Annotated in this window: 23 protein-coding genes; 7 read left to right on the forward strand and 16 right to left on the reverse strand. The window is 73.0% G+C overall.

Annotation, left to right across the window (positions count from 1 at the left end; all coding sequences use genetic code 11):
- The first annotated feature begins 15 nt into the window (after positions 1-15).
- Complete coding sequence (locus IE329_RS07115) at positions 16-1,398, forward strand: hypothetical protein (RefSeq protein ID WP_190209963.1); 1,383 nt, start codon at positions 16-18, stop codon at positions 1,396-1,398.
- A 155-nt stretch (positions 1,399-1,553) separates the two neighbouring features.
- On the opposite strand, the gene IE329_RS07120 is transcribed toward IE329_RS07115, so the two are convergent.
- Positions 1,554-2,936, reverse strand: a complete 1,383-nt coding sequence (locus tag IE329_RS07120; protein ID WP_073927614.1) for a glycine--tRNA ligase — start codon at positions 2,934-2,936, stop codon at positions 1,554-1,556.
- A gap of 237 nt (positions 2,937-3,173) precedes the next feature.
- Here IE329_RS07120 and IE329_RS07125 point away from each other — a divergent pair, with 237 nt between their 5' ends.
- The 4 genes from IE329_RS07125 to IE329_RS07140 are packed head-to-tail and all read left to right on the forward strand — an operon-like array spanning position 3,174 to position 6,403.
- Positions 3,174-4,133 carry a metal ABC transporter substrate-binding protein gene (locus tag IE329_RS07125; protein ID WP_190210095.1) on the forward strand — a complete coding sequence of 320 codons (960 nt, stop codon included), beginning with the start codon at positions 3,174-3,176 and terminating at the stop codon, positions 4,131-4,133.
- A gap of 16 nt (positions 4,134-4,149) precedes the next feature.
- Complete coding sequence (locus IE329_RS07130) at positions 4,150-5,025, forward strand: metal ABC transporter ATP-binding protein (RefSeq protein ID WP_190209964.1); 876 nt, start codon at positions 4,150-4,152, stop codon at positions 5,023-5,025.
- The gene (locus tag IE329_RS07135; RefSeq protein ID WP_373311100.1) at positions 5,022-5,957 is read left to right on the forward strand and encodes a metal ABC transporter permease; all 936 of its coding nucleotides are present in this window, start codon (positions 5,022-5,024) and stop codon (positions 5,955-5,957) included. Before IE329_RS07130 ends, IE329_RS07135 begins: the two co-directional genes overlap by 4 nt.
- 35 nt (positions 5,958-5,992) lie before the next feature.
- A complete protein-coding gene (locus IE329_RS07140; RefSeq protein WP_073927616.1) occupies positions 5,993-6,403 on the forward strand; it encodes a Fur family transcriptional regulator in 411 nt (136 codons plus the stop codon).
- A gap of 73 nt (positions 6,404-6,476) precedes the next feature.
- On the opposite strand, the gene IE329_RS07145 is transcribed toward IE329_RS07140, so the two are convergent.
- From IE329_RS07145 to leuA, 4 genes are all read right to left on the reverse strand, one after another.
- Complete coding sequence (locus tag IE329_RS07145; protein WP_190209965.1) at positions 6,477-7,322, reverse strand: isoprenyl transferase; 846 nt, start codon at positions 7,320-7,322, stop codon at positions 6,477-6,479.
- A gap of 2 nt (positions 7,323-7,324) precedes the next feature.
- Positions 7,325-8,071 (reverse strand): DNA repair protein RecO, encoded by a 747-nt coding sequence (gene recO, locus IE329_RS07150; RefSeq protein WP_190209966.1) that lies wholly within the window; start codon positions 8,069-8,071, stop codon positions 7,325-7,327.
- A gap of 328 nt (positions 8,072-8,399) precedes the next feature.
- Positions 8,400-9,062, reverse strand: coding sequence for a TerB family tellurite resistance protein (locus IE329_RS07155; protein WP_190209967.1), 663 nt, complete (start codon positions 9,060-9,062; stop codon positions 8,400-8,402).
- Between the two features lie 437 nt (positions 9,063-9,499).
- Positions 9,500-11,296, reverse strand: coding sequence for a 2-isopropylmalate synthase (leuA, locus tag IE329_RS07160; protein ID WP_190209968.1), 1,797 nt, complete (start codon positions 11,294-11,296; stop codon positions 9,500-9,502).
- Between the two features lie 311 nt (positions 11,297-11,607).
- On the opposite strand from leuA, the gene IE329_RS07165 reads away from it, so the two are divergent.
- Both IE329_RS07165 and IE329_RS07170 read left to right on the forward strand, forming a co-directional pair.
- Positions 11,608-12,627, forward strand: coding sequence for a M4 family metallopeptidase (locus IE329_RS07165; RefSeq protein WP_190209969.1), 1,020 nt, complete (start codon positions 11,608-11,610; stop codon positions 12,625-12,627).
- Positions 12,628-12,695: 68 nt separating this feature from the next.
- Positions 12,696-12,962 carry a protealysin inhibitor emfourin gene (locus tag IE329_RS07170; RefSeq protein WP_190209970.1) on the forward strand — a complete coding sequence of 89 codons (267 nt, stop codon included), beginning with the start codon at positions 12,696-12,698 and terminating at the stop codon, positions 12,960-12,962.
- 79 nt (positions 12,963-13,041) lie between these two features.
- Here IE329_RS07170 and IE329_RS07175 read toward each other — a convergent pair whose 3' ends face one another.
- From IE329_RS07175 to IE329_RS07225, 11 genes are all read right to left on the reverse strand, one after another.
- Positions 13,042-13,629, reverse strand: a complete 588-nt coding sequence (locus IE329_RS07175) for a hypothetical protein (protein ID WP_190209971.1) — start codon at positions 13,627-13,629, stop codon at positions 13,042-13,044.
- 52 nt (positions 13,630-13,681) lie between these two features.
- On the reverse strand, positions 13,682-15,160 hold the full coding sequence (locus IE329_RS07180) for an insulinase family protein (RefSeq protein WP_190209972.1): 1,479 nt from the start codon (positions 15,158-15,160) through the stop codon (positions 13,682-13,684).
- A gap of 110 nt (positions 15,161-15,270) precedes the next feature.
- A complete protein-coding gene (era, locus tag IE329_RS07185) occupies positions 15,271-16,221 on the reverse strand; it encodes a GTPase Era (protein ID WP_373311101.1) in 951 nt (316 codons plus the stop codon).
- A 53-nt stretch (positions 16,222-16,274) separates the two neighbouring features.
- Positions 16,275-16,436 (reverse strand): hypothetical protein, encoded by a 162-nt coding sequence (locus IE329_RS07190; protein ID WP_190209974.1) that lies wholly within the window; start codon positions 16,434-16,436, stop codon positions 16,275-16,277.
- Between the two features lie 118 nt (positions 16,437-16,554).
- A complete protein-coding gene (locus tag IE329_RS07195; RefSeq protein ID WP_073927916.1) occupies positions 16,555-16,908 on the reverse strand; it encodes a cytidine deaminase in 354 nt (117 codons plus the stop codon).
- 127 nt (positions 16,909-17,035) lie between these two features.
- Complete coding sequence (locus tag IE329_RS07200) at positions 17,036-17,575, reverse strand: DUF4383 domain-containing protein (protein WP_190209975.1); 540 nt, start codon at positions 17,573-17,575, stop codon at positions 17,036-17,038.
- Positions 17,576-17,724: 149 nt separating this feature from the next.
- Positions 17,725-17,961, reverse strand: a complete 237-nt coding sequence (locus IE329_RS07205; RefSeq protein ID WP_190209976.1) for a hypothetical protein — start codon at positions 17,959-17,961, stop codon at positions 17,725-17,727.
- 99 nt (positions 17,962-18,060) lie between these two features.
- Positions 18,061-19,401, reverse strand: a complete 1,341-nt coding sequence (locus IE329_RS07210; protein WP_190209977.1) for a hemolysin family protein — start codon at positions 19,399-19,401, stop codon at positions 18,061-18,063.
- A gap of 19 nt (positions 19,402-19,420) precedes the next feature.
- Positions 19,421-19,915, reverse strand: a complete 495-nt coding sequence (gene ybeY / locus IE329_RS07215) for an rRNA maturation RNase YbeY (RefSeq protein WP_073927627.1) — start codon at positions 19,913-19,915, stop codon at positions 19,421-19,423.
- A gap of 14 nt (positions 19,916-19,929) precedes the next feature.
- Positions 19,930-21,069: a PhoH family protein gene (locus IE329_RS07220; RefSeq protein ID WP_190209978.1), complete on the reverse strand. Its 1,140-nt coding sequence runs from the start codon at positions 21,067-21,069 to the stop codon at positions 19,930-19,932.
- Positions 21,070-21,298: 229 nt separating this feature from the next.
- A complete protein-coding gene (locus IE329_RS07225; protein ID WP_190209979.1) occupies positions 21,299-22,216 on the reverse strand; it encodes a ribonuclease Z in 918 nt (305 codons plus the stop codon).
- Positions 22,217-22,219: the final 3 nt, after the last annotated feature.

Genomic DNA, 22,219 nt, shown 5'->3' on the forward strand with positions numbered 1-22,219 from the left:
GAGGTCGGGCGGGCGATGACGGTGCACCAGGAGAGCAGGACCCGCTCATCGGTGGGGCAGGACCCCCAGGCCCTGCGGGCCGAACTCGACGAACTGCTGCGCGCCCGGCAGTACGCCACCCAGCGCGAACGCCGGCTCGGCGAGGCCGTCCGCGCCGTCAGCCTGCCGGACCGCGACCACGGCTACGCCCAGCCGCAGCAGCAGCCCGACCCCGAACTGCTGCGCCGGCTCGACCACGCCCGGCAACTGCGCGAGAGCCTCGGCGCCCGCTGCCTGGAGCTCAGCGAGCACCTGCTCGCCGTCGAGGACCGGCTCCGGCGCCAGGACCAGACGGCCGCCACGGCTCCGGCCGCCCCCGAGCCCGCGCCGGCACCCGCGCCCGAGCCCCGGCGCAAGCGCCCGACCGGGGCGCGGTTCGGCGGCGCGTACGAGCAGGAGCCCGCCGCCCCGCCCGCGCCGACGCCCCCGGCGGACGCCCTGCCGGCGGCCGCCGCGCCCCGGGCCACCGGCGCCCGCTTCGGCGGTGGACGGACCGCCCGGCCCGGTACCGACGCCGCCGACGCCGCGGGCGGTCCGCCGCCGGCCGGCGCCCGGGCCGACAGCGACGGGCCCGCCGACGGCCGGCCCGCCCCGGCGCCCGCCCCGCAACCGCGCACCCCCGCCGAGCTGGCCGGCCTCGCCGAACGGATCGCCGGCCTGCACCGGCGCGGCTCCGCCCAGGAGTCGGCCGCCCTGGTGGCCCAGGCCGCCGTCACCCTCGCCCCCGCCGACGTGGCCCGGCTCACCGCGCTGCTCCGCTCCGGCGGCCCGGCCGGCGCCGCCGCCTACCTCGCCCGGGCCGTCGCGCACGGGGCGCCCGGCCACGCCGCCGGGACCCTCGCCGAGCTGCGCCGGGCGGCCCTGGTCACCGAGGCGGCGGAGCTGTTCCACGCCCTCTGGGGCTACCCGGCCGCCGTCCTGCCCGACCTGCTGGCCGCGCTGGAGCACTCCGGCCAGGGCGCCGACGGGCAGACCCTGCTCTGGGAATGGGGCTCCGCCCCGCCCGCCGACCTGGCGGCACTGGCCGAGCGGCTGCACGCGGCCGGCCGGACCGGTGACACCCGGACCCTGCTGCGCCAGGCCGCCGCCCGCCCCGGCCCGGAGATCTCCGCCCTGGCCGGTGCCCTGGACGAGCCGCTGGCCGGCGCGCTGCTGCGGGAGCTGGTGGCGCTGCGGCAGCCCGCCGAACTGGCCCTGGTCGGTGCGGCGCTGGCCGGCGACCCCGGCCGGTACGGCACGCTGCTGGCCGCGCTCGCCGACGGCGACCCGGGCCGCCGGCGGGCGGGTGAGGCGGCCCTGCGCGCGGCCGGCCTGCCGACCGAGCAGCCGGCACCCCGCTCCCGCCGCTCCCGCCGCTGACCGACGCCCCGGCCCTGCCACCGGCCCGGCCCTGACCGACGCCCCGGCCCTGCCAACGGCCAGGTCCCGCCGCCGGCGCGGCATCGCGCGGGCCGGTCCACGACACGCGAAGGCCCCCGTACGCCGCGATGGCGTACGGGGGCCGGAGCGTGCTGTCAGCAGCCGATCAGACGGCTCGCCAGGTAGGTCTTGACCTGGTCGAGCGAGACCCGCTCCTGCGCCATGGTGTCGCGGTCGCGGATGGTGACCGCGTTGTCCTCCAGGGTGTCGAAGTCGACCGTGACGCAGAACGGCGTACCGATCTCGTCCTGGCGACGGTAGCGCTTGCCGATCGCGCCGGCGTCGTCGAACTCGACGTTCCACGCGGTGCGCAGGTCGGCGGCGAGGCCGCGGGCCTTCGGCGAGAGGTCGGCGTTGCGCGACAGCGGGAGCACCGCGACCTTGACCGGCGCCAGGCGCGGGTCCAGGCGCATGCCGACGCGCTTCTCCATGACGCCCTTGGCGTTGGGCGCCTCGTCCTCGAAGTAGGCGTCGAGCAGGAAGGCCAGCATCGCGCGGTTGAGGCCCGCCGCCGGCTCGATGACGTACGGGAAGTACCGCTCGCCGGACTCCTGGTCGAAGTACTTGAGGTCCTGGCCGGAGTGCTCGCTGTGCACCGTCAGGTCGTAGTCGGTGCGGTTGGCCACGCCCTCCAGCTCGGAGAACTCGGTGCCGCCGAAGTTGAAGCGGTACTCGATGTCCACCGTGCGCTTGGCGTAGTGCGAGAGCTTCTCCTTCGGGTGCTCGAAGAAGCGCATGTTCTCGGTCTTCATGCCGAGGCCGACGTACCAGTCCCAGCGCTGCTGGAGCCAGTACTCGTGCCACTCCTCGTCCTCGCCGGGCTTGACGAAGAACTCCATCTCCATCTGCTCGAACTCGCGGGTGCGGAAGATGAAGTTGCCGGGCGTGATCTCGTTGCGGAAGCTCTTGCCGGTCTGGGCGATGCCGAACGGCGGCTTCTTGCGCGAGGTCTGCTGGACGGCCTTGAAGTTGGTGAAGATGCCCTGCGCGGTCTCGGGGCGCAGGTAGGCCAGGCCGGAGGCCTCCTCGGTGACGCCGAGGTGGGTCTTCAGCATGCCCGAGAACTCCTTGGGCTCGGTGAAGGAGCCCTTGTTCCCGCAGTTGGGGCAGTTGAGGTCGGCGAGGCCGTTGGCCGGCAGCTTGCCGTGCTTGGCCTCGTACGCCTCCTCCAGGTGGTCCGCGCGGAACCGCTTGTGGCAGGAGAGGCACTCGGTCAACGGGTCGTTGAACGTGGCGACGTGGCCGGAGGCCTCCCAGACCTCGCGGGCGAGGATCACCGACGAGTCGAGCCCGACGACGTCCTCCCGCGCGGTGACCATCGAACGCCACCACTGGCGCTTGATGTTCTCCTTGAGCTCGACACCCAGCGGTCCGTAGTCCCAGGCGGCGCGCTGGCCACCGTAGATCTCGCTGCAGGGGTAGACGAAGCCACGGCGCTTGCTCAGGCTGACGATCGTGTCGATCTTGTCGGCGGCCACAGTGCTCTCTTCAGTACGACGGCACGGTCAGGGCACGGCTGGTTGCTCGTACCCGAATACCTCAGGTTACCGGCCATACGGGTACCCGGTTCAAATCGGTATCGGCGGTGAGGCACCGGCCCGGTGACGGCCCGGCGCCGGAGCTGGTCGAACGGGCGTCCGCCGGACGGGCGGACCGATTGCTCCGAACGAGTGAGTTGACAATCATTTCCACATAAGATGAGAATGGTTGTCATGATGATCCTCCGACGCGCCCCCCGCTCCATAGCCCTGACCGCCACGGCCGTGATCGGTGCGCTCGCCCTGTCCGCCTGCGGCGGCAGCAGCAGCGCCAAGGGCTCGGACGGCAAGCTGGACGTCGTCGCCTCCTTCTACCCGATGGAGTTCCTCGCCGCGCAGATCGGCGGCGAGCACGTGAAGATCACCGACCTCACCGCGGCCGGCGTCGAGCCGCACGAGCTGGAGCTCACCGCCAAGCAGGTCGGCGCGGTCCAGAAGGCCGACGCCGTGCTCTACCTCAAGGGTCTGCAGCCCACCGTCGACCAGGCCGTCGGCCAGTCCCACGCCAAGCACCTGGTGGACGCCACGGCCGCCGGCCCGCTGGTCGACCACCACCTCGACGAGGGCACCGAGGAGGGCGAGGGCCACCACCACGAGGGCCCGGCCGGCGACCCGCACATCTGGCTCGACCCCACCCGCTACGCGGCGGTCGCCAGGAGCGTCGGCGCCGAGTTCGCCAAGGCCGACCCCGAGCACGCCGCCGACTACACCAGGAACACCGACGACCTGGTGAACCGGCTCACCGCGCTGGACCAGCAGTTCCAGGACGGCCTGCGGAACGTGAAGTCCCGGACCTTCGTCACCAGCCACGCCGCCTTCGGCTACCTCGCCGAGCACTACGGCCTGACCCAGGTGGCCATCAACGGCGTCGACCCCGAGGCCGAGCCCACCCCGGCCCGGCTGGCGGAGGTCCAGAAGGCCGCCCGCGACAACGGCGCCACCACGATCTTCTTCGAGACCCTGGTCAGCCCCAAGCTCGCCGACACCGTCGCCAAGGACCTCGGCCTGAAGACCGCCGTCCTCGACCCGATCGAGGGGATCAAGCCCCCCGCCGGCGGCGCGGCGGCCGACGACTACCTGACGATCATGAAGCAGAACCTCGCCAACCTGCAGGCCGCGCTCGGCGCCACCAGCTGACGGGACACCACACCCCATGCTCCAGAACAGCACGAAGGACGTCACACCCCCGACGGACTCCGACCCGGCACGGCTCCCCGGCACCCCGGCGGCGGCCGCCCCCGCGATCGTGCGCCTCACCGGCGCCGTCGCCTCGCTCGGCGGCCGGCCCGTCCTGCGCGGCGTCGACCTCTCCGTCCGGCCCGGCGAGGTGGTCGCCCTGCTCGGCGCCAACGGCTCGGGCAAGTCCACCACCGTGAAGAGCGTGATCGGCGCCGTCCCGCTGGAGCGCGGCGGCCTGGAGCTGTTCGGCACCCCGTACGCCAAGTTCCGGCAGTGGCACCGGATCGGCTACGTCCCGCAGCGCACCACCGCCGCCGGCGGCGTCCCCGCCACCGTCCGCGAGGTGGTCTCCACCGGCCGGCTCCCCCAGCACCGGCTGCTGCCGTTCCGCCGCAAGGACCGCGAGGCGGTCGACCGCGCGCTCGACGCCGTCGGCATGCTCGACCGCGCCCGCGACGGCGTCGCCGACCTCTCCGGCGGCCAGCAGCAACGGGTGCTGATCGCCCGCGCCCTGGTCGGCTCCCCCGACCTGCTGATCATGGACGAGCCGATGGCCGGCGTGGACGCCGCCAGCCAGCAGGTGCTCGCCGACACCCTGCGCAGCGAGGTCGCCCGCGGCGCCGCCGTCCTGCTGGTGCTGCACGAGCTGGGCCCGCTGGAGCCGCTGATCGACCGCGTGGTGCTGCTCCGCGACGGCTGCGTCGCCCACGACGGCCCGCCGGTGCCGAACACCGGTCTGCACGCGCTGCCCGGCCACGACCACGTCCACCCGCACGCGGACGACCACCACCTGACGAGCACCGGCCTGACGGGTACCGGGCTGACGACCACCCCGAGGCGGCCGGCATGACCGAGATGCTCTCCTACGACTTCATGCAGCGGGCGCTGCTGGCCGCCGTCCTGGTCGGCGTCACCGCGCCCGCCGTCGGGATCTACCTGGTGCAGCGGCGCCAGGCCCTGCTGGGCGACGGCATGGGACACGTCGCGATGACCGGCGTCGGCCTCGGCTTCATCTTCCAGACCAGCCCGGTCTGGATGGCCGTCCTGGTCTGCGTGCTCGGCGCCGTCGTCATGGAGCTGGTCCGCTCCCGCGGCAACCAGCGCGGCGACATCGCCCTCGCGATGCTCTTCTACGGCGGCATGGCCTGCGGCAAGCTGCTGGTCTCGCTCTCCGCCGAGGCCGGCTCGGGCAGCCTGGAGAGCTACCTGTGGGGCTCCATCCTCACCGTCGCCCCCGCCGACCTGGTCACCATCGCCGTCCTCGGCGCGGTCGTCATCGCCGTCACCGTCGGCCTGCGCCGCCAGCTCTTCGCGATCTGCCAGGACGAGGAGTTCGCCCGGGTCACCGGCCTGCCGGTCCGGCTGCTGAACCTGCTGCTCGCGGTGATGGCCGCCGTCACGGTCACGGTGGCGATGCGGGTGGTCGGCCTGCTCCTGGTCAGCGCCCTGATGGTGGTGCCGGTCGTCGCCGCCCAGCAGCTGACCCGCTCCTTCGCCGCCACCCAGGCCGCCGCCATCGCGCTCGGCGTGGTGGTCTCGCTGGCCGGCGTGACCGGCTCCTACCAGGCGGACGTCCCCTCCGGCCCGGCCATCGTGCTGCTCGCGATCGTGGTCTTCGCGCTGTTCAGCGCGATCTCCGGACCGCTCGCCCGGCGCCGCCACCGGGCCCCGGCCGACCGCGGCCCCGAGGTCTGCGACGTCCGGCTGCCGGGCCAGGGCGCGGCCGACGCGAACGCCTGCGCGCAGAGCGGCCCGACGAGCGGAGCGGGGCTGGCACAATGAGGTGCGAGACGCCCCCACCCCCAGGAGGACCCACGGTGACCACCGCAGGCCCGACGCCGCGCGCCCGATCGACCCGGCAGCGGGCCGCCGTCTCGGCGGCCCTGGACGAGATCGAGGACTTCCGCAGCGCGCAGGAACTGCACGACATGCTCAAGCACCGGGGTGACTCGGTCGGCCTGACCACCGTGTACCGCACCCTGCAGTCGCTCGCCGACGCCGGCGAGGTCGACGTGCTGCGCACCGCCGACGGCGAGGCCGTCTACCGGCGCTGCAGCAGCGGGCACCACCACCACCTGGTGTGCCGTCACTGCGGAGCCACCGTCGAGGTCGAGGGCCCGGCCGTCGAGCGCTGGGCCAACGCGGTCGCCGCCGAGCACGGCTTCAGCGACATCGCGCACACGCTGGAGATCTTCGGCACCTGCGCGGACTGCGCCGCCAAGGCCTGAACCGGACGCACCGAGGGCCCACGGGATCCGTCCCGTGGGCCCTCGGTGCGTCCGCAGGTCCGTCCGCGCGGACTCAGCGCTGGGTCGGCACCTCGGCGGCGGGCTCCCCCGTCACCTCGTTGGGCAGGGCGCCGCCGAACCGGCGGTCGCGCATCGCGTACTGCTCGCAGGCCCGCCACAGGTCGCGGCGGTCGAAGTCCGGCCAGAGCACGTCCTGGAACACGAACTCGGCGTAGGCGGACTGCCAGAGCAGGAAGTTGGAGGTGCGCTGCTCGCCGCTGGGGCGCAGGAAGAGGTCCACGTCCGGCATGTCCGGGTGGTACATGTACCTGGCGACGGTCTTCTCGTTGACCTTCTTCGGGTCCAGCTTGCCGGCCGCGACATCGGCCGCGATGGCCGCCGCCGCGTCGGCGACCTCGGCCCGGCCGCCGTAGTTGACGCACATGTAGAGCGTCACGGCGTCGTTGTCCTTGGTCTGCTCCTCGGCGACCTGCAGCTCCTGCACCACGCTCTTCCAGAGCTTGGGCATCCGGCCGGCCCAGCGGACCCGCACGCCCATCGCGTCCATCTCGTCGCGGCGGCGGTGGATGACGTCCCGGTTGAAGTTCATCAGGAACTTCACCTCCTCCGGGGACCGCTTCCAGTTCTCGGTGGAGAAGGCGTACAGCGAGATGTTCTTCACGCCCAGCTCGATGGCGCCCTTGAGGACGTCGAGCACGACGCTCTCGCCGACCTTGTGGCCCTCGGTGCGGGGCAGCCCGCGCTCCTTGGCCCAGCGGCCGTTCCCGTCCATCACGATGGCGACGTGGCCCGGCACCAGCTCGCCGGGGATCTTCGGCGGCTGTGCGCCGCTCGGGTGCGGGGTCGGGGGGAGGTAGTCCCTCTGCTTGCTTCCGCCGAAGAGCCGTCGCGCTGCCATGCTTACTTCTCCACGTATCTCATCGAGCGGATTCCCCGCTCCAGGTGCCACTGCAGATAGGCCGCGACCAGACCGCTGCCCTCCCGCCAGTACCGCGGCTCGCAGGCGTCGGCCGTCTGCCAGTCCCCTGACAGGAGCGAGCCGAGCAGTACCAGTGTCTCAGGGGAGGGTACGGCACAGCCAGGCACCCGGCAGTCCCCGCAGAGCACTCCGCCGGCCTGCAGCGAGAAGAACCGGTTGGGCCCTTCGAGTCCGCACTTCGCGCAGTCGGTGAAGCTCGCGCCGTACCCGTTGACGGCGAGCGAGCGCAGCAGGAAGGCGTCCAGCACCAGGTGCGACTCGTGCCGGCCGGCGGCGAGCGTCCGCAGTCCGCCGACCAGCAGCAGGTACTGCTGGACGGCCGGCTCGCCCTCGTTCTCGGCGAACCGTTCCGCCGTCTCCAGCATCGCCGTACCGGCGGTGTAGCGGCCGTAGTCGGCGACGATCGGGCCGCCGTACGGTGCGATCGTCTCCACCTGGGTGCAGAGCGGCAGGCCACGGCCGATCAGGTCGCTGCCGCGGCTGAAGAACTGCACGTCCACGTGCGAGAACGGCTCCAGCCGGGCGCCGAACTTGGACTTGGTCTTGCGCACCCCGCGGGCGACCGCGCGGACCTTGCCGTGCCGCCGGGTGAGCAGCGTGATGATCCGGTCGGCCTCGCCGAGCTTCTGCGCGCGGAGCACGACACCGTCGTCCCGGTACAGGCTCATGCCGCGGCCCCGCCGGTCCGTCCCGGGCCGCCCGGGCGCACGGCGCCGCCGGGAGGCGCGGAGCGCTGCGGTGGCACGGGGCCGTCGAGGGGTGCGAGACCGTCGAACAGAGGGGGCATCCGTCCATTCTCGCGCACCGGCCGCGTGCTCCGGGCGGAGCACCGGACGGGAGCACCGGGCAGCGGGAACGGCGGCGGTCGCCGGCGGCGGGACGGCAGCCGTGATCCCGCACCGGGGTCCGTGGGGGGATGTCCGCCGGTACGGGTCGCGGCGGGCCCGAGGGGGGAGGTCGGGCCCTGCTCCGGGGCAGGGGGGAGGCCCCGGAGGCTCAGTGCGCGGCGCGGGTCGCCGCTTCCAGCAGGGTGCCGACCTGCTCCTCGCCGAGGCCCAGGCACCGGCCCACCTCGGCCAGCGCCTCGCGCTCCTGCGGCAGGTACCGGCCGTCGGCCAGCGCGATCCAGGCGCCCTGGAGCAGCAGCCGCTCGCGGCCCTGCTGGGCGAGGTGCGCGGTGAGCGGTTCGAGGGCCGCGTGCAGTTCGACGGCGAGGCCGTCGGCCAGGCCGTGCGCCTGGTGGAGTTCGCCGCCCAGACCGGACAGCGCGGCCAGCGCGGCGAGCACCTGGGCCTCGCCGCAGTCCTCGAAGCCGGCGTCCTTGACGACCGCGCAGGCCGCCTCGCGGGCGCTGCGCCCGCCGGTGCCGCCGGCCGCCAGGACGGCCAGGGCCACGGTGTACTGGGCGTCGCGGAGCATCGCCGAGAGGCGGACGCTGGTGAGCTGTTCCAGGCTCTGGACGCCGTACCGGCCGTGGCAGGTGGTGCACTGGACGCTGCCGATCACCGGCCCCAGCGGGAGCACCGGTGTGCCGAGGAGACGCAGCCACCGCCGGCCGTGCTGCCGACGGTAGTTGCGGTCCCCGCCGCAGCCTGGGCAGAAGAAGTCACCGAGAACGTCAGTCCGCCACCGAGGACGGACACCCCACAACCCTGTCACGGCGCCACTCCCCAGACATGGCAGGCGGCCTGCACAACAATGGGCAGGTCACGCGACCGGACGCCGTGGCCGTCCCACCGACCCCGGATTTCCGGTGGGTCGATGTTGCCATGGTTACGGGCATGTGTCAGTACCCCGAACGGCTTCCGACACAGAAAAATGTGGCGCAGAACACAGCTTCATTGGGGCTCGGCTCGCCTCCGGGGCGCTTTGATCCGGTGCCGACGGTCGTCGCTTCGTCAGTCGCTTCGCTCCTGCCCGCGCTCCTCGCTTTCGGCACCGGCGCGCCCCTTCGGCTCGCTCGCGGTGGCGGGGGCCGGGGTCACTACGTGCGGGGGTGGGACGGGGTGGAGGGGGCGGGGCGGGTGGTCCCGGGAACGCGAACGGGCCGCCTCGGAGGGCGGCCCGTTCGGTGCTGCGAGGTTCAGCCGGAAGGATTACCCGCGACGCGCGCGGTTGACCGCGCTGATCATCGCCTTCAGGGAGGCCAGCACGGTGTTGCCGTCGATCCCGACGCCCCACAGCACCTTGCCGTCCACCGCGCACTCGACGTACGCGGCGGCCTGGGCGTCGCCGCCCTCGCTCAGCGCGTGCTCGGCGTAGTCCAGGACACGGACGTCCACGCCGATGCCGGCCAGCGCGTCGCCGAAGGCGGAGACCGGGCCGTTGCCGGTACCGGTCAGCGTGGTCTCCACGCCGTCCACCAGGGCCTGCGTGGTCAGCGCGTCACGGCCGTCCTCGGTGGTCAGGCTGCGCGAGCCGGTCAGCGAGATCCGGCCCCAGGCGTTGTCCGGGGTGGGCAGGTACTCGTCCTGGAAGACCGCCCAGATGTCGGCGGGGGTGACCTCGCCGCCCTCGGTGTCGGTCTTGGCCTGGATGATCTTGGAGAACTCGATCTGCATCCGGCGCGGCAGGTCCAGCTTGTGGTCGTTCTTCAGGACGTACGCGATGCCGCCCTTGCCGGACTGGCTGTTGACCCGGATGACCGCCTCGTAGCTGCGGCCGACGTCCTTCGGGTCGATCGGCAGGTACGGGACGCCCCAGGTGTGCTCGCCGACCGGCACGCCGGCCGCCTTGGCGTCGGCCTCCAGGGCGTCGAAGCCCTTCTTGATGGCGTCCTGGTGCGAACCGGAGAACGAGGTGTAGACCAGGTCGCCGGCGTAGGGGTGGCGCTCGGGGACGCCCATCTGGTTGCAGTACTCGGCGGTGCGGCGGATCTCGTCGATGTCGGAGAAGTCGATCATCGGGTCGACGCCCTGCGAGAACAGGTTCATCCCGACGTTGACCAGGTCCAGGTTGCCGGTCCGCTCGCCCTGGCCGAACAGGCAGCCCTCGACCCGGTCGGCGCCGGCCATGATGGCCAGCTCGGCCGAGGCCACACCGGTGCCGCGGTCGTTGTGCGGGTGGGTGGACAGCGCGACGAACTCGCGGCGCGACAGGTTGCGCGACATCCACTCGATCTTGTCGGCGTAGACGTTCGGCGTGGAGCGCTCGACCGTGGTCGGCAGGTTCAGGATGATCTCGCGGCCCTCACCGGGCTGCCAGACGTCCATCACCGCCTCGCAGACCTCCAGGGCGAAGTCCAGCTCGGTGTCGATGAAGATCTCCGGCGAGTACTCGTAGCCGAAGACCGTCTCGTCGCGCAGGATCTTCTCGGCGTACTCCATCACCAGGCGGGTGCCGTCCACGGCGATGCCCTTGATGTCGTCCTTGCTGCCCTTGAAGACCACCCGGCGGAACAGCGGGGAGGTGGCGTTGTACAGGTGGACGGTGGCGCGCGGGGCGCCGACCAGCGACTCCACGGTGCGCTCGATCAGGTCCTCGCGGGCCTGGGTCAGCACCGAGATGGTGACGTCCTCGGGGATCGCGTCCTCGTTGATCAGCGAGCGGACGAACTCGAAGTCGGTGGCGCCGGAGGACGGGAAGCCGACCTCGATCTCCTTGTAGCCCAGCTTCACCAGCAGGTCGAACATCTTGCGCTTGCGGGCCGGCGACATCGGGTCGATCAGCGCCTGGTTGCCGTCGCGCAGGTCGGTGGAGAGCCAGCGCGGTGCCTGCGTGATCACCTTGCTCGGCCAGGTGCGGTCCGGCAGGTCGATGGTCCCGAAGGGTACGTAGCGCCCGTACGGCATGCCCGAGGGCTTCTGCTGGACGGTGGCCGCGGTGATCGGGGTCGGGCGGTCGACGAACGGGCGCCCGGCGGGAATCGACGTGGCGGAGCTCTGCTCGGTCATGGAGTGACTCTCGGCTTCCGTGTGTGATGCGGGCTGGTCGGGGTGGTGGACACCCGACTGGCCGGCTGCTGCCGCGCTCGGCGTTCATACGCGCACAGCACAGTCCCCCGCGGCAAGGGAGCCGGCCTCGGTGGACTACAGGCCCTCGCCGCGGCGGCTAAGAAGAAGCTGCCGGATACGCATGATGTGAACCAGCGTAACCCAGGCCCTCCCGAGCCCGAAGCGCGTCCACGGACTTTTTCACCCTTTGAGACGAACGGCTGCGTGACGGCCTGGTGACAAATTGTCACGGCTGCGTCACCCTTGGCGCCATGACTCCCCTCCCTCCGCGCTGCTCGATCGTCCCGCCCTACGTCCTGGACCGGCTCGCCGAGCAGGGCCACACGGCCGCCGTCCGCTCGCTCGCCCTCGACGCCACGCACCGCGAGGCCCGGCTGGTGGCACCGGTGCCCGCGCCCGGAACGGACCGTCCCCGGCGCGTCGTCCGCGACGCGCGGCACACCGAACGGCTGCCCGGACGCACGGTGCGACCGGAGGGTGCGCCGCCGGTCGCCGACCCCTGCGTCAACCAGGCCTACGACGGCCTGGGCGCCACCTACGCGCTCTTCTCCGACGTGTACGGCCGCCCCTCGATCGACGGCGCCGGGATGCGGCTGGACGCGACCGTCCACTACGGCGAGCACTACGACAACGCCTTCTGGGACGGGCAGCGGATGGTCTTCGGCGACGGGGACGGCGTCGTGTTCGGCGACTTCACCGCCTGCGTGGACGTCATCGGCCACGAACTCTCCCACGGCGTCACCCAGTTCACCGCCGGACTGGCCTACCACGACCAGTCCGGCGCGCTCAACGAGTCGCTGTCCGACGTCTTCGGGTCCCTGGTCAAGCAGTACGCCCTGCGGCAGAGCGCCGACGAGGCCGACTGGCTGATCGGCTCCGGCCTGCTCGCCCCCGGCGTGCAGGGCGTGGCCCTGCGCTCGATGAAGGCACCCGGCACCGCCTACGACGACCCCCGGCTCGGCAAGGACCCGCAGCCGGCCCACCTGCGCGACTACGTCGGGACCACGCAGGACCAGGGCGGCGTGCACATCAACTCGGGCATCCCCAACCACGCCTTCTACCTGCTCGCCACCGCCCTCGGCGGTCCGGCCTGGGAGCGGGCCGGCCGGATCTGGTACGACACCCTGACCACCCACCGGCTGACCCCCGACGCCGGGTTCACGGCCTTCGCCCGGGCCACCGTGGCCGCCGCCGCGGCCCGCTACCAGGACGAGGCGGTCGCCAACACGGTGACGGCGGCCTGGGCCAAGGTCGGCATCAGTGTCGGATGAGGTCCGGTTAATGTGAAGCTCTGGGAAAGCGAGCGCAAATCCCAGCCCTGGGTAGCACCATGGACACCATGCGTATCCAGGTGACCCGGACCGGCGGCCTCGCGGGCCGCACACGCCAAGCGGAGCTGGACACCGCCGAGCGCACGGACGCCCCGCACGTCCACGCCCTCGCCCGGGAGGCCGTGGTGGGCGGGCTGCGCGCGCCCTCGTACGGGGTCCCGGACGGCTTCCACTACGCCATCACCGTCGACGGGCGCACCGTCCACTGCGCCGATCCCAAACTGACCGACTCCCAGCGCGAACTGGTCTCGCTGGTGCTCCGCGAGGGCGCCTGAGCCTCCGGCCGCCCCCCCGGGGGGCGCCGCCCGGAGGGGTTGCCGGGGCCGCCCGGCGGTGGCGGGCGGCCCCGGCGGGTCAGCGGCCCTTCGCCTCGAACCGGACGAAGTCCCGGCCCCGCGGCCCGGCCTGCTCCAGCAGCGACTGGCCGACCACCGTGTCCGGCGCGCCCACCACCGCGCAGAGCCGCCGCAGCACGTCCTCGCCGCTCGGCCGGCTGCCGTCCGGCGCCGGGTCGTTGCGGACCTCGGCGAGCGGGCCCGCCGCCCCGGGCACCAGCCCGGCCTTGCGGCTGATCTCCGCACAGTGCTTGTCCCAGCCCGCGCGCTGGGCGTCCCGCTGCCGCGGGTCCCCGGCCGGGGTCCAGTCGGCCGCCCAGCCCAGCTCCAGGTAGCCGCCGCCGGGGAAGCAGGCCGTGGCGCAGGCGCCGCCCTGTTCGTCCCGGAGCAGCCAGACCGTCTCCTTGAGCTCGACCGCGAGGTCCCAGGCGGGGTTCCGCAGGCGGCCCGCCGAGATCCGCCCGAACCGGGGCCTGGGCGGGTCGAAGAGGACGCCGCTGCCCCGGCCGTCCGCCCCGGGGAAGAGGTAGCCGCCGAGCCTGGAGCGGCCCAGGGCCGCCAGCGTGCGCTCGGTCGGGGCGCCGGTGACTGCGGCGTAGGTGGGCACGGTGTGTTCCGATCGTTCGCTGGGCGGAGGGCGAAAACGCTTGAGCGGTGGGTCAGTTGTCCGCGCTGCGGAACCCGGAGGCGGCGTAGCGCAACTCCTCGGGCACGGCCGCGTCGAGGGCCCGCAGCCCGGGCGTGAGGCCGGCGAACATCTCCGGCAGGACGGGGATGACGCAGGGCGCGGCCCCGAACACCACCCGCCCGGGCCCCTGGATCTCCACCCCGACCACCTCCCGGTACGGGATGTGGTGCACCTCGCCGTCCGGGTTGCGCAGCCAGACGCCCGCGTCGTTCAGCACCAGCCGGGCCCGCCGGGCCGCCGGGTGGAACAGCCGGTCCTTGACCGAGGGGCGGAACTGCTGCCCGTCGGCCGGCAGGCCGGCCGCGGTGCAGCGGGCCTCGGGCAGCGGGGAGCCGTCCGGCAGGCGCAGCGAGACCTCGGTCCCCGGGGGGACGACGAGCAGCGCGGAGTCCATCGCCCGGGCGAAGGCCCGGTGCACCTGCTCCGCGGTGACCTTCTCCAGCAGTGCGAGCCGCTCCGGCACCGGCCGGTAGGGGGTGCCGAACAGTTCGGCCGAGGCCGCGAGTTCCAGCTCGAAGGAGACCGCGCGGGGGTCGAGGAAAAGCTCCCGGGCGGCGGCGACCTCCTCGGCGACCTCCTCCTCCGAGGGGCCTTCGGCGGCCAGCTTCAGGGCTCCCTCCCAGAGCAGTACGGCGACCCGCTGCTCCTCGCCCTCCCGCGCGTCGAGGTGCACGACCCGCTCGCCCCGGCCGAGGCCGGCCGCCGCGGAGGCGCAGGAGACGTCGTAGCTGAGCCCGTGCTGGTGGCGCGCGGTGTTGCGCAGGCGCTCCTGGAGGACGGCCAGCGCCAGCTGGAGCGGCTGGTCGGCCAGGTCGCAGTCGAGGCCGAGGCCCGGGCCCGGGACGGCGTCCTCCTGCCAGCGGGAGTGCGCCGTGCGGACCTGCTGGGCCTCGCCGCGGGCGGGGCGCGGCCCCGCCGGCAGCGGCAGCCGCAGGCCCTCCGGCGGCGGGCCGGTGAGGACGAGGACGGCGTTGCCGGCGTGGAAGAAGCGCGCGACGACGTCGCGGACCGCCTCCAGCGGGATGCGGTCCGGCCCGGGGCCGTTCCAGGGGGCCAGGCCGAGGCCCTCGATGCCATAGCGGTGCGAGAGCAGGGCGCCGACGGTCGGGTGGCTGGCGCAGCCGTCCTCGGCCGCCAGGACGCCGCTCTCCTGCTCGATCCGCTCGACCGGAAGGTCCGCGAGCGCCTGGCAGACCAGCGTCAGGTAGGCGGTGATCTGCTCGGGCCGCCCGGTGGCGGTGAACTGGGTGAGCTCCAGGTCGACCATGGCGTTGTGCTCGTGGTGCAGCCTGGGCAGGGTGCTCATCGCGAGGTGCTCGACGAGGTGCGTCACGCCGAGCGTGCGGAAGGTCTCGTCCCTCGCCCCGCAGCCGAACACCAGGGCGGCTTCGAGCGGGCCGGGGGCCTGCTCCCAGAGGACGGGGACTCCGTCGATGACATCACGATGCATCGGGCGATCATACGATTGCCCAGGTCAGAGGGGGTCACCGGGCCCCTGGCGGGCCCCGGACGGCCGACGGCCCGGCCCGCCCCGGAGGGCACGACCGGGCCGCCGGTCCGTCAGAAACCGAGCTTGCGCAGCTGCTTGGGGTCGCGCTGCCAGTCCTTGGCGACCTTGACGTGCAGGTCCAGGTAGACCGGCGTGCCGAGCAGCGCCTCGATGTGCTTGCGGGCGGTGGTCCCGACGTGCTTCAGACGGGCGCCCTTGGCGCCGATCACGATGGCCTTCTGGCTCTGCCGCTCGATGTACACGTTGGCGTGGATGTCCAGCAGCGGGCGGTCCGCCGGGCGGCCCTCGCGCGGGATCATCTCCTCGACCACCACGGCCAGCGAGTGCGGCAGCTCGTCGCGGACGCCCTCCAGGGCCGCCTCACGGATCAGCTCGGCGACCATGACCTGCTCGGGCTCGTCGGTGAGGTCACCGTCCGGGTAGAGCGCCGGGCCCGCCGGGAGCAGCGGAGTGAGCAGGTCGGCCAGCAGGCCGACCTGGGTGTCGGCGACGGCCGAGACGGGGACGATCTCGGCCCACTCGATGCCGAGTTCCAGGCCGAGCTGGTGGATGGCGATCAGCTGGGCGGCCAGTGCCTTGGAGTCGACCAGGTCGGTCTTGGTGACGATGGCGACCTTGGGCGTCTTCTTGATCTCGGCGAGTTCCTTGGCGATGAACTTGTCGCCGGGGCCGAGCTTCTGGTCGGCGGGGAGGCAGAAGCCGATCACGTCGACCTCGGCCCAGGTGCTGCGGACCAGGTCGTTGAGGCGCTCGCCGAGCAGGGTGCGGGGCTTGTGCAGGCCGGGGGTGTCGACCAGCACGAGCTGGGCGTCCGGGCGGTGCACGATGCCGCGTACGGTGTGCCGGGTGGTCTGGGGGCGGTCGGAGGTGATCGCGACCTTCGTCCCCACCAGGGCGTTGGTCAGGGTCGACTTGCCCGCGTTGGGGCGGCCGACGAAGCACGCGAAGCCGGATCGGTAGGTGCCGGCCTGGGAGGGGGAAGTAACGCTCATGCGCCCCATTGTCCCTGATCACCAAGGTCTGGACGGACAGGCCGCCGGAGCCCCGCCCCGCGCTACGGCTTCTTGCCGCCGCCGAGCGAGGCCAGGCCGCTGACCAGGACGATCACGAAGAGGGCGATCGAGCCGCCCAGCCACCAGGGCGAGCCGGTCTCCTGCCACTTGCCCATGCCCATCACGCTGGCCAGCAGACCGGCGAAGAACGCCCACGGCCCCATCGTCCGGCTCCCCCGGTCAGGAGCTCCCCCCGGAGCTCTCCCGGTGAGATTATCCGTCGGAGCGACGGTGGTGGGCGTCCGTCCGCCTGTCGGCCGGACCGGCCTCGGTGCCCGTGGTTCAGCGGGCCTCGGCGGCCACCCGCAGGGCGCCGTCCGGGCCCGCCAGCAGCACCGGGGTGCCGGCGCCGCCGAGGTCGCGCACGGCGGCCAGGTCGGCTTCGGCGGGCTGCCCGGCCTCGGTGACCACGGCGGCCGCCTCCAGGCTGCGCGCCCCGCTGGCCACCGCCATCGCCACGGCCGTCTGCAGCGCGCTGAGCTTCAGCGACTCCAGGGCGACCGTGCCGGCCACGTAGGTGCGGCCGTTCTCGTCGCGCACCGCGGCCCCCTCCGCCACGCCGTTGCGGGCGCGGGCGGAACGGGCCAGGGTGATGATCTTCTTGTCCTCAGGGTCCAGCTCGGTGACATCACTCATGCCGCAGAGCATAGGCCGCCGTGATCGCCGGGCGTCGGCGCGTTCCGCCCGGCGGTCGCCCGGCGGCCGCGCGCGGGGCGGCCCCGGGCGGCCTGGGCCGGCCGCTCCGGGGCCGCCCGGCGGCGGGTCAGTGCCCGATCGGGTTGGGCGGGCCCGGCTTGAGGACCTTCACGAAGGCCGGCGGGCCGGAGGGCAACGGCTGCTGGTCGCGGTGGCGCTGCTGCCAGTACGGGTTGTCGTGCGGCAGGTGGCTGCTCACCCGGCCGTACATGCCGAAGGTGAGGACGACGAATCCGAAGATGAAGGCGAACAGGCAGTTGGACATGCGGAAGTTCAGGATGTTCGCGTCCGGCCGGCCGAGCACGGTCAGGCCGTAGAAGCCGGAGAGCACGAACAGCAGGCCGACGATCATGTTCAGGTTGGAGGCGAAGTTGCCGCCCACCACCGCACCGCCGATCAGCACGAGGCCCATCACCACGGAGAGCACGCTCAGCGCGCCGTTGGTGGACATGCCCGCGATGTGGTCGCCGCTGGTGGACAGGAAGCCCGGGTGGTTCAGCAGCCCGAGGATCCCGAAGACCAGCAGGAACACGCCGCCCAGCCCCGCGCCGTACCGGTAGACCGTGGCCAGCCGGTGGTCGACGGGCAGTTCGTCTTGCAGTTTCATGGAGACCTCCACGATGCGGCAGAAGCCGTGGACCGCCCCCCGGACGGACACCCCGCCCCGCGTTCCACGCTACGCCCGATCCCGGGGACCGCATGGCGGCGGGCGCGGCTGCGCCGTGCGGCCCGGACGGCCCGGGGGCCGGTCCGGCCCTAGCGGTGCGGGTCGCCCGACCCGTGCGGCACCTCGTGCAGGTAGAGCGAGCCGCACTGCTGGCAGGCCGGCCGCTCGGTCCTGCCCCAGTCGTCCTCCGGCCGGCTCTCCGCGTCCGCGTCGATGGTGCGGCCGCACATCGCCTCGGTGGCCCCGACGGTCCGCATGATGTGCCAGGTCCTGACGCCGCCGGACCGGCCCTGCGGGCCGTACTCAGCGCGCAACTCATGAGTCATGACCACATCGTGGTGACGGGCCGGGCGGCTGGGCAACTCGTGCTGCGCCTTCCGGGGCGGGCCGCGCCCGCCCCGGCCGGCAGGTGTCCGTCGTCCCGGTCAGCGCCCGTCGGGCCGGTCGGTGTCCTCGGCGTCGGCGTCGTCCACCGGGCGGACGGGGGCGGCGACCACCGTGCCGATCCGGTTGCGCCGCCCGGCCGAGCTCTCGGCGGTCAGCAGGATGGCGCTGAGGTCGGTGCCGGCGTCCTCCGGCAGCGGTATCTCGCAGGACGAGCCGGGGATCGGCACCCGGCCGAGGTGCTTGGCGAGCAGGCCGCCGACGGTCTCGACGTCCTCGTCCTCCAGCTCGATGCCGAACAGGTCGCCGAGGTCCTCCACGAGCAGCCGGGCGGTGATCCGGTACGAGCCGTCACCGAGGTCCTCGACGGGGGCGATCTCCCGGTCGTACTCGTCGGTGATCTCACCGACGATCTCCTCCAGGATGTCCTCGATGGTGACCAGGCCGGCCGTGCCGCCGTACTCGTCGATCACGATCGCGACGTGCGAGCGCATCTGCTGCATCTCGCGCAGCAGGTCCCCGGCCGGCTTGCTGTCGGGGATGAAGACGGCGGGGCGCATCACGCCGCCGACCGGCTCGGACTCGGCGTCACGGTTGATGTGGGTGAGGCGCACGAGGTCCTTGAGGTAGACCATGCCCACCACGTCGTCCTCGTTGTCGCCGACCACCGGGATCCGCGAGAAGCCGGAGCGCAGCGCCAGCGTGAGCGCCTGCCGGACGGTCTTGTGGCGCTCGATCATCACCAGGTCGGTGCGCGGCACCATCACCTCGCGCACGATGGTGTCGCCCAGTTCGAAGACCGAGTGCACCATCCGGCGCTCGTCGTCCTCGATCAGGTCGTCCTTCTCGGCCAGGTCGACCAGCGCCCGCAGCTCCGCCTCGGAGGCGAACGGGCCCTCGCGGTAGCCCTTGCCGGGGGTGAGCGCGTTGCCGGTCAGGATCAGCAGCCGCGGGATCGGGCCGAGGATCCGGGCCAGCGGCAGCAGCACGAAGGCCGCCGCCGTGACGGTGCTGAGCGGGTGCTGGCGGCCGATCGTGCGGGGCGAGACGCCCACCGCGACGAAGGAGACCAGCACCATCACGCCGAACGCCAGCAGCACCGCCTGCCAGGTCGGCTCCACGTTGCGGACGCAGACCACGGTGACCATGACCGCCGCGGCCACCTCGCTGGCCACCCGGATCAGGGTGGCCAGGTTGAGGTAGCGGATCGGGTCGGAGGCCAGCGTCAGCAGCCGGTCGGCGCCGCGCCGCCCGGCCCGGACGGCCTCCTCCGCGCGGAAGCGCGAGACCCGGGAGATGCCCGCCTCGGCGCAGGCGGCCAGCCACCCGACGCCGGTGAGCAGCACGGCACCGACGATGAAGCTCGTACTTTCACCACTCACAGTGGATCGGACCCCGCGCTCAGTGGGTGGTGGGGGCCGGCGAGATGCCGCCGAGGCCCCGACCGGCGCGCCAGTCGTCCAGGATCCGCTTCTGGAGCCCGAACATCTCGCGCTCCTCGTCCGGCTCCTCGTGGTCGTAGCCGAGCACGTGCAGCACCCCGTGGACGGTGAGCAGCTGCAGCTCCTCGTCCATGGAGTGCTTGGACGGCGCCGCCTCGCCCTGCTGCTTGGCGACCTCCGGGCAGAGCACGATGTCGCCGAGCAGGCCCTGCGGCAGCTCGTCGCCCTCCTTGCCCGGACGCAGCTCGTCCATCGGGAAGGACATCACGTCGGTGGGGCCCGGCAGGTCCATCCACTGGATGTGGAGCTCCTCCATCGCCGCGCTGTCCACCAGGATCACGGACAGTTCGGACTGCGGGTGGATCCGCATCTTGTCGAGGGCGTAGCGGGCGATGTCGAGGATGGAGTCCTCGTCGGCGTCCCAACCGGACTCGTTGGCGATGTCGATCGACATGGAGGGGCTGTTACTCAGCTTTCGGTGCGATGGGACTGGCGGGGTGCCCGGGCCGACGGCGGCTTGACGGTGCGCCGCTGGGAGGGCTTGCGGGCGGGCGGGGTGTTCTCCTGGGCCTCCTGGCGGGCGTCCCAGGCCTCGTACGCGTCCACGATCCGGCCGACCAGCTTGTGGCGGACCACGTCGGTGCTGGTGAGGACGGAGAAGTGGATGTCGGGGACGTCCACGAGGATCTCCTGGACGACCTTGAGGCCGCTGCGGGTGCTGCCGGGGAGGTCGATCTGGCTGGTGTCACCGGTGACCACCACCCGGGAGTTGAAGCCCAGGCGGGTGAGGAACATCTTCATCTGCTCGGGCGAGGTGTTCTGGGCCTCGTCCAGGATGATGAAGGCGTCGTTGAGGGTGCGCCCGCGCATGTACGCGAGCGGGGCGACCTCGATCGTCCCGGCGGCCATCAGCCGCGGGATCGAGTCCGGGTCCATCATGTCGTGCAGCGCGTCGTAGAGCGGGCGCAGGTACGGGTCGATCTTCTCGTAGAGGGTGCCGGGCAGGAAGCCCAGCCGCTCCCCCGCCTCGACGGCGGGCCGGGTCAGGATGATCCGGTTGACCTCCTTGGCCTGCAGGGCCTGGACGGCCTTGGCCATCGCGAGGTAGGTCTTGCCGGTACCGGCCGGGCCGAGGCCGAAGACGATCGTGTGCTTGTCGATCGCGTCGACGTAGCGCTGCTGGTTGAGGGTCTTGGGGCGGATCGTCCGGCCGCGGTTGGACAGGATGTTCGCGGTGAACACCTGCGACGGCGACGGGTCGTCCGGGTTGTCCCCGGCACTGCGCAGCATCGCGATCGAACGCTCCACGGCGTCCTCCGTCAGGGGCTGGCCGGTGCGCAGCACCAGCATCATCTCGCTGAACAGCTGCTGCACCAGGGCGACCTCGGCACGCTCCCCGGTCGCGGTGACCTCGTTGCCCCGGACGTGGATGTCGGCGGCCGGGAACGACCGCTCGATCACGCGCAGCAGCGAGTCGGTGGCACCGAGCAGGGTGACCATCGGGTGCTTCTCGGGAATGACGATCCTGGCGCTGGCGACCCGCTCGGAGCCGGCCGCCTCGGCGGGCCGCGACTGTCCGTTCGTACGGGTACGTGATGTGTCACTCATAGGTCGGCGCTGAGGCCTGCCTCATCCCATCCGTGTCTCGTGGTGCCGCTCGGTCGGTCCGGGGTCACCAGGGTACGCCGCGCACGTGATCGCCGGGGCGGTGCGGCGCCACCTCTCGGCGGACGAATCGCGCACGCGGTCGATGGTCCGGCAGTTCCGGGGCCGATGCGACTGGTTTTCCGGGCGGGCACCGGGCACCGGCGACCCACCAGCGGGCGGCCGACGGTGGTCAACGGCGCGGCGGGACGGGCACCCGGGCGAGGTCGGTGGCGACCACGATCTCGCCGTCGAAGTACCGGCGGGCCTCCGCCAGGTGCCCGGCGAGGTCGGGGTAGCGCTGGGAGAAGTGGGTGAGGACGAGGGTCCGGACGCCCGCCCTGGCGGCCACCTGGGCGGCCTGCCCGGCGGTGAGATGGCCGTGCTCGCGGGCCAGATGGGCGTCGGCGTCCAGGAAGGTCGCCTCGATCACCAGCAGGTCGGCGCCCTCGGCCAGCTCCCCGACACCGTCGCAGAGCCGGGTGTCCATCACGAAGGCGAAGCGCTGGCCGGGGCGCGGCTCGCTGACCTCCTCCAGGGTGACGGTCCGCCCGTCCAGCTCGACGGAGCCCTGGTGCTGGAGCCGGCCGACCGCCGGGCCGAAGATCCCGAACTCGGCGAGCCGCTCGGGCACCAGTCGGCGGCCGTCCGGCTCGGCCAGCCGGTAGCCGAAGGACTCGACCGGGTGCGAGAGGCGGACGGCGTCCAGCGTGAACCGGGCGCCGGGGACGGGCAGCGGGCCCGCCTCCTCCACCGGGTGCGGGCGCAGCACGGCCGTCTCGTGGAAGGCCGTGGCGTGCCGCAGCCGGTGGAAGAAGACCTCGCCGGAGGCCGGGAAGTAGACGTCCACCGGGTGCGGCACCCGGTCCAGGTTGATCCGCTGGATCACCCCGGCCAGGCCGAGGCAGTGGTCGCCGTGGAAGTGCGTGACGCCGATCCGGGTGATCTGGGTGGCGGAGACCCCCGCGTGCAGCATCTGCCGCTGGGTGCCTTCGCCGGGGTCGAGGAGCAGGCCCTCGCCGTCCCAGCGGAGCAGGTAGCCGTTGTGGTTGCGGTGCCGGGTGGGCACCTGGCTGGCGGTGCCCAGGACGACGAGTTCGCGTTGCGACACGGT

Source organism: Kitasatospora indigofera, assembly GCF_014655955.1.
In the GTDB taxonomy this organism is placed as follows: domain Bacteria; phylum Actinomycetota; class Actinomycetes; order Streptomycetales; family Streptomycetaceae; genus Kitasatospora; species Kitasatospora indigofera.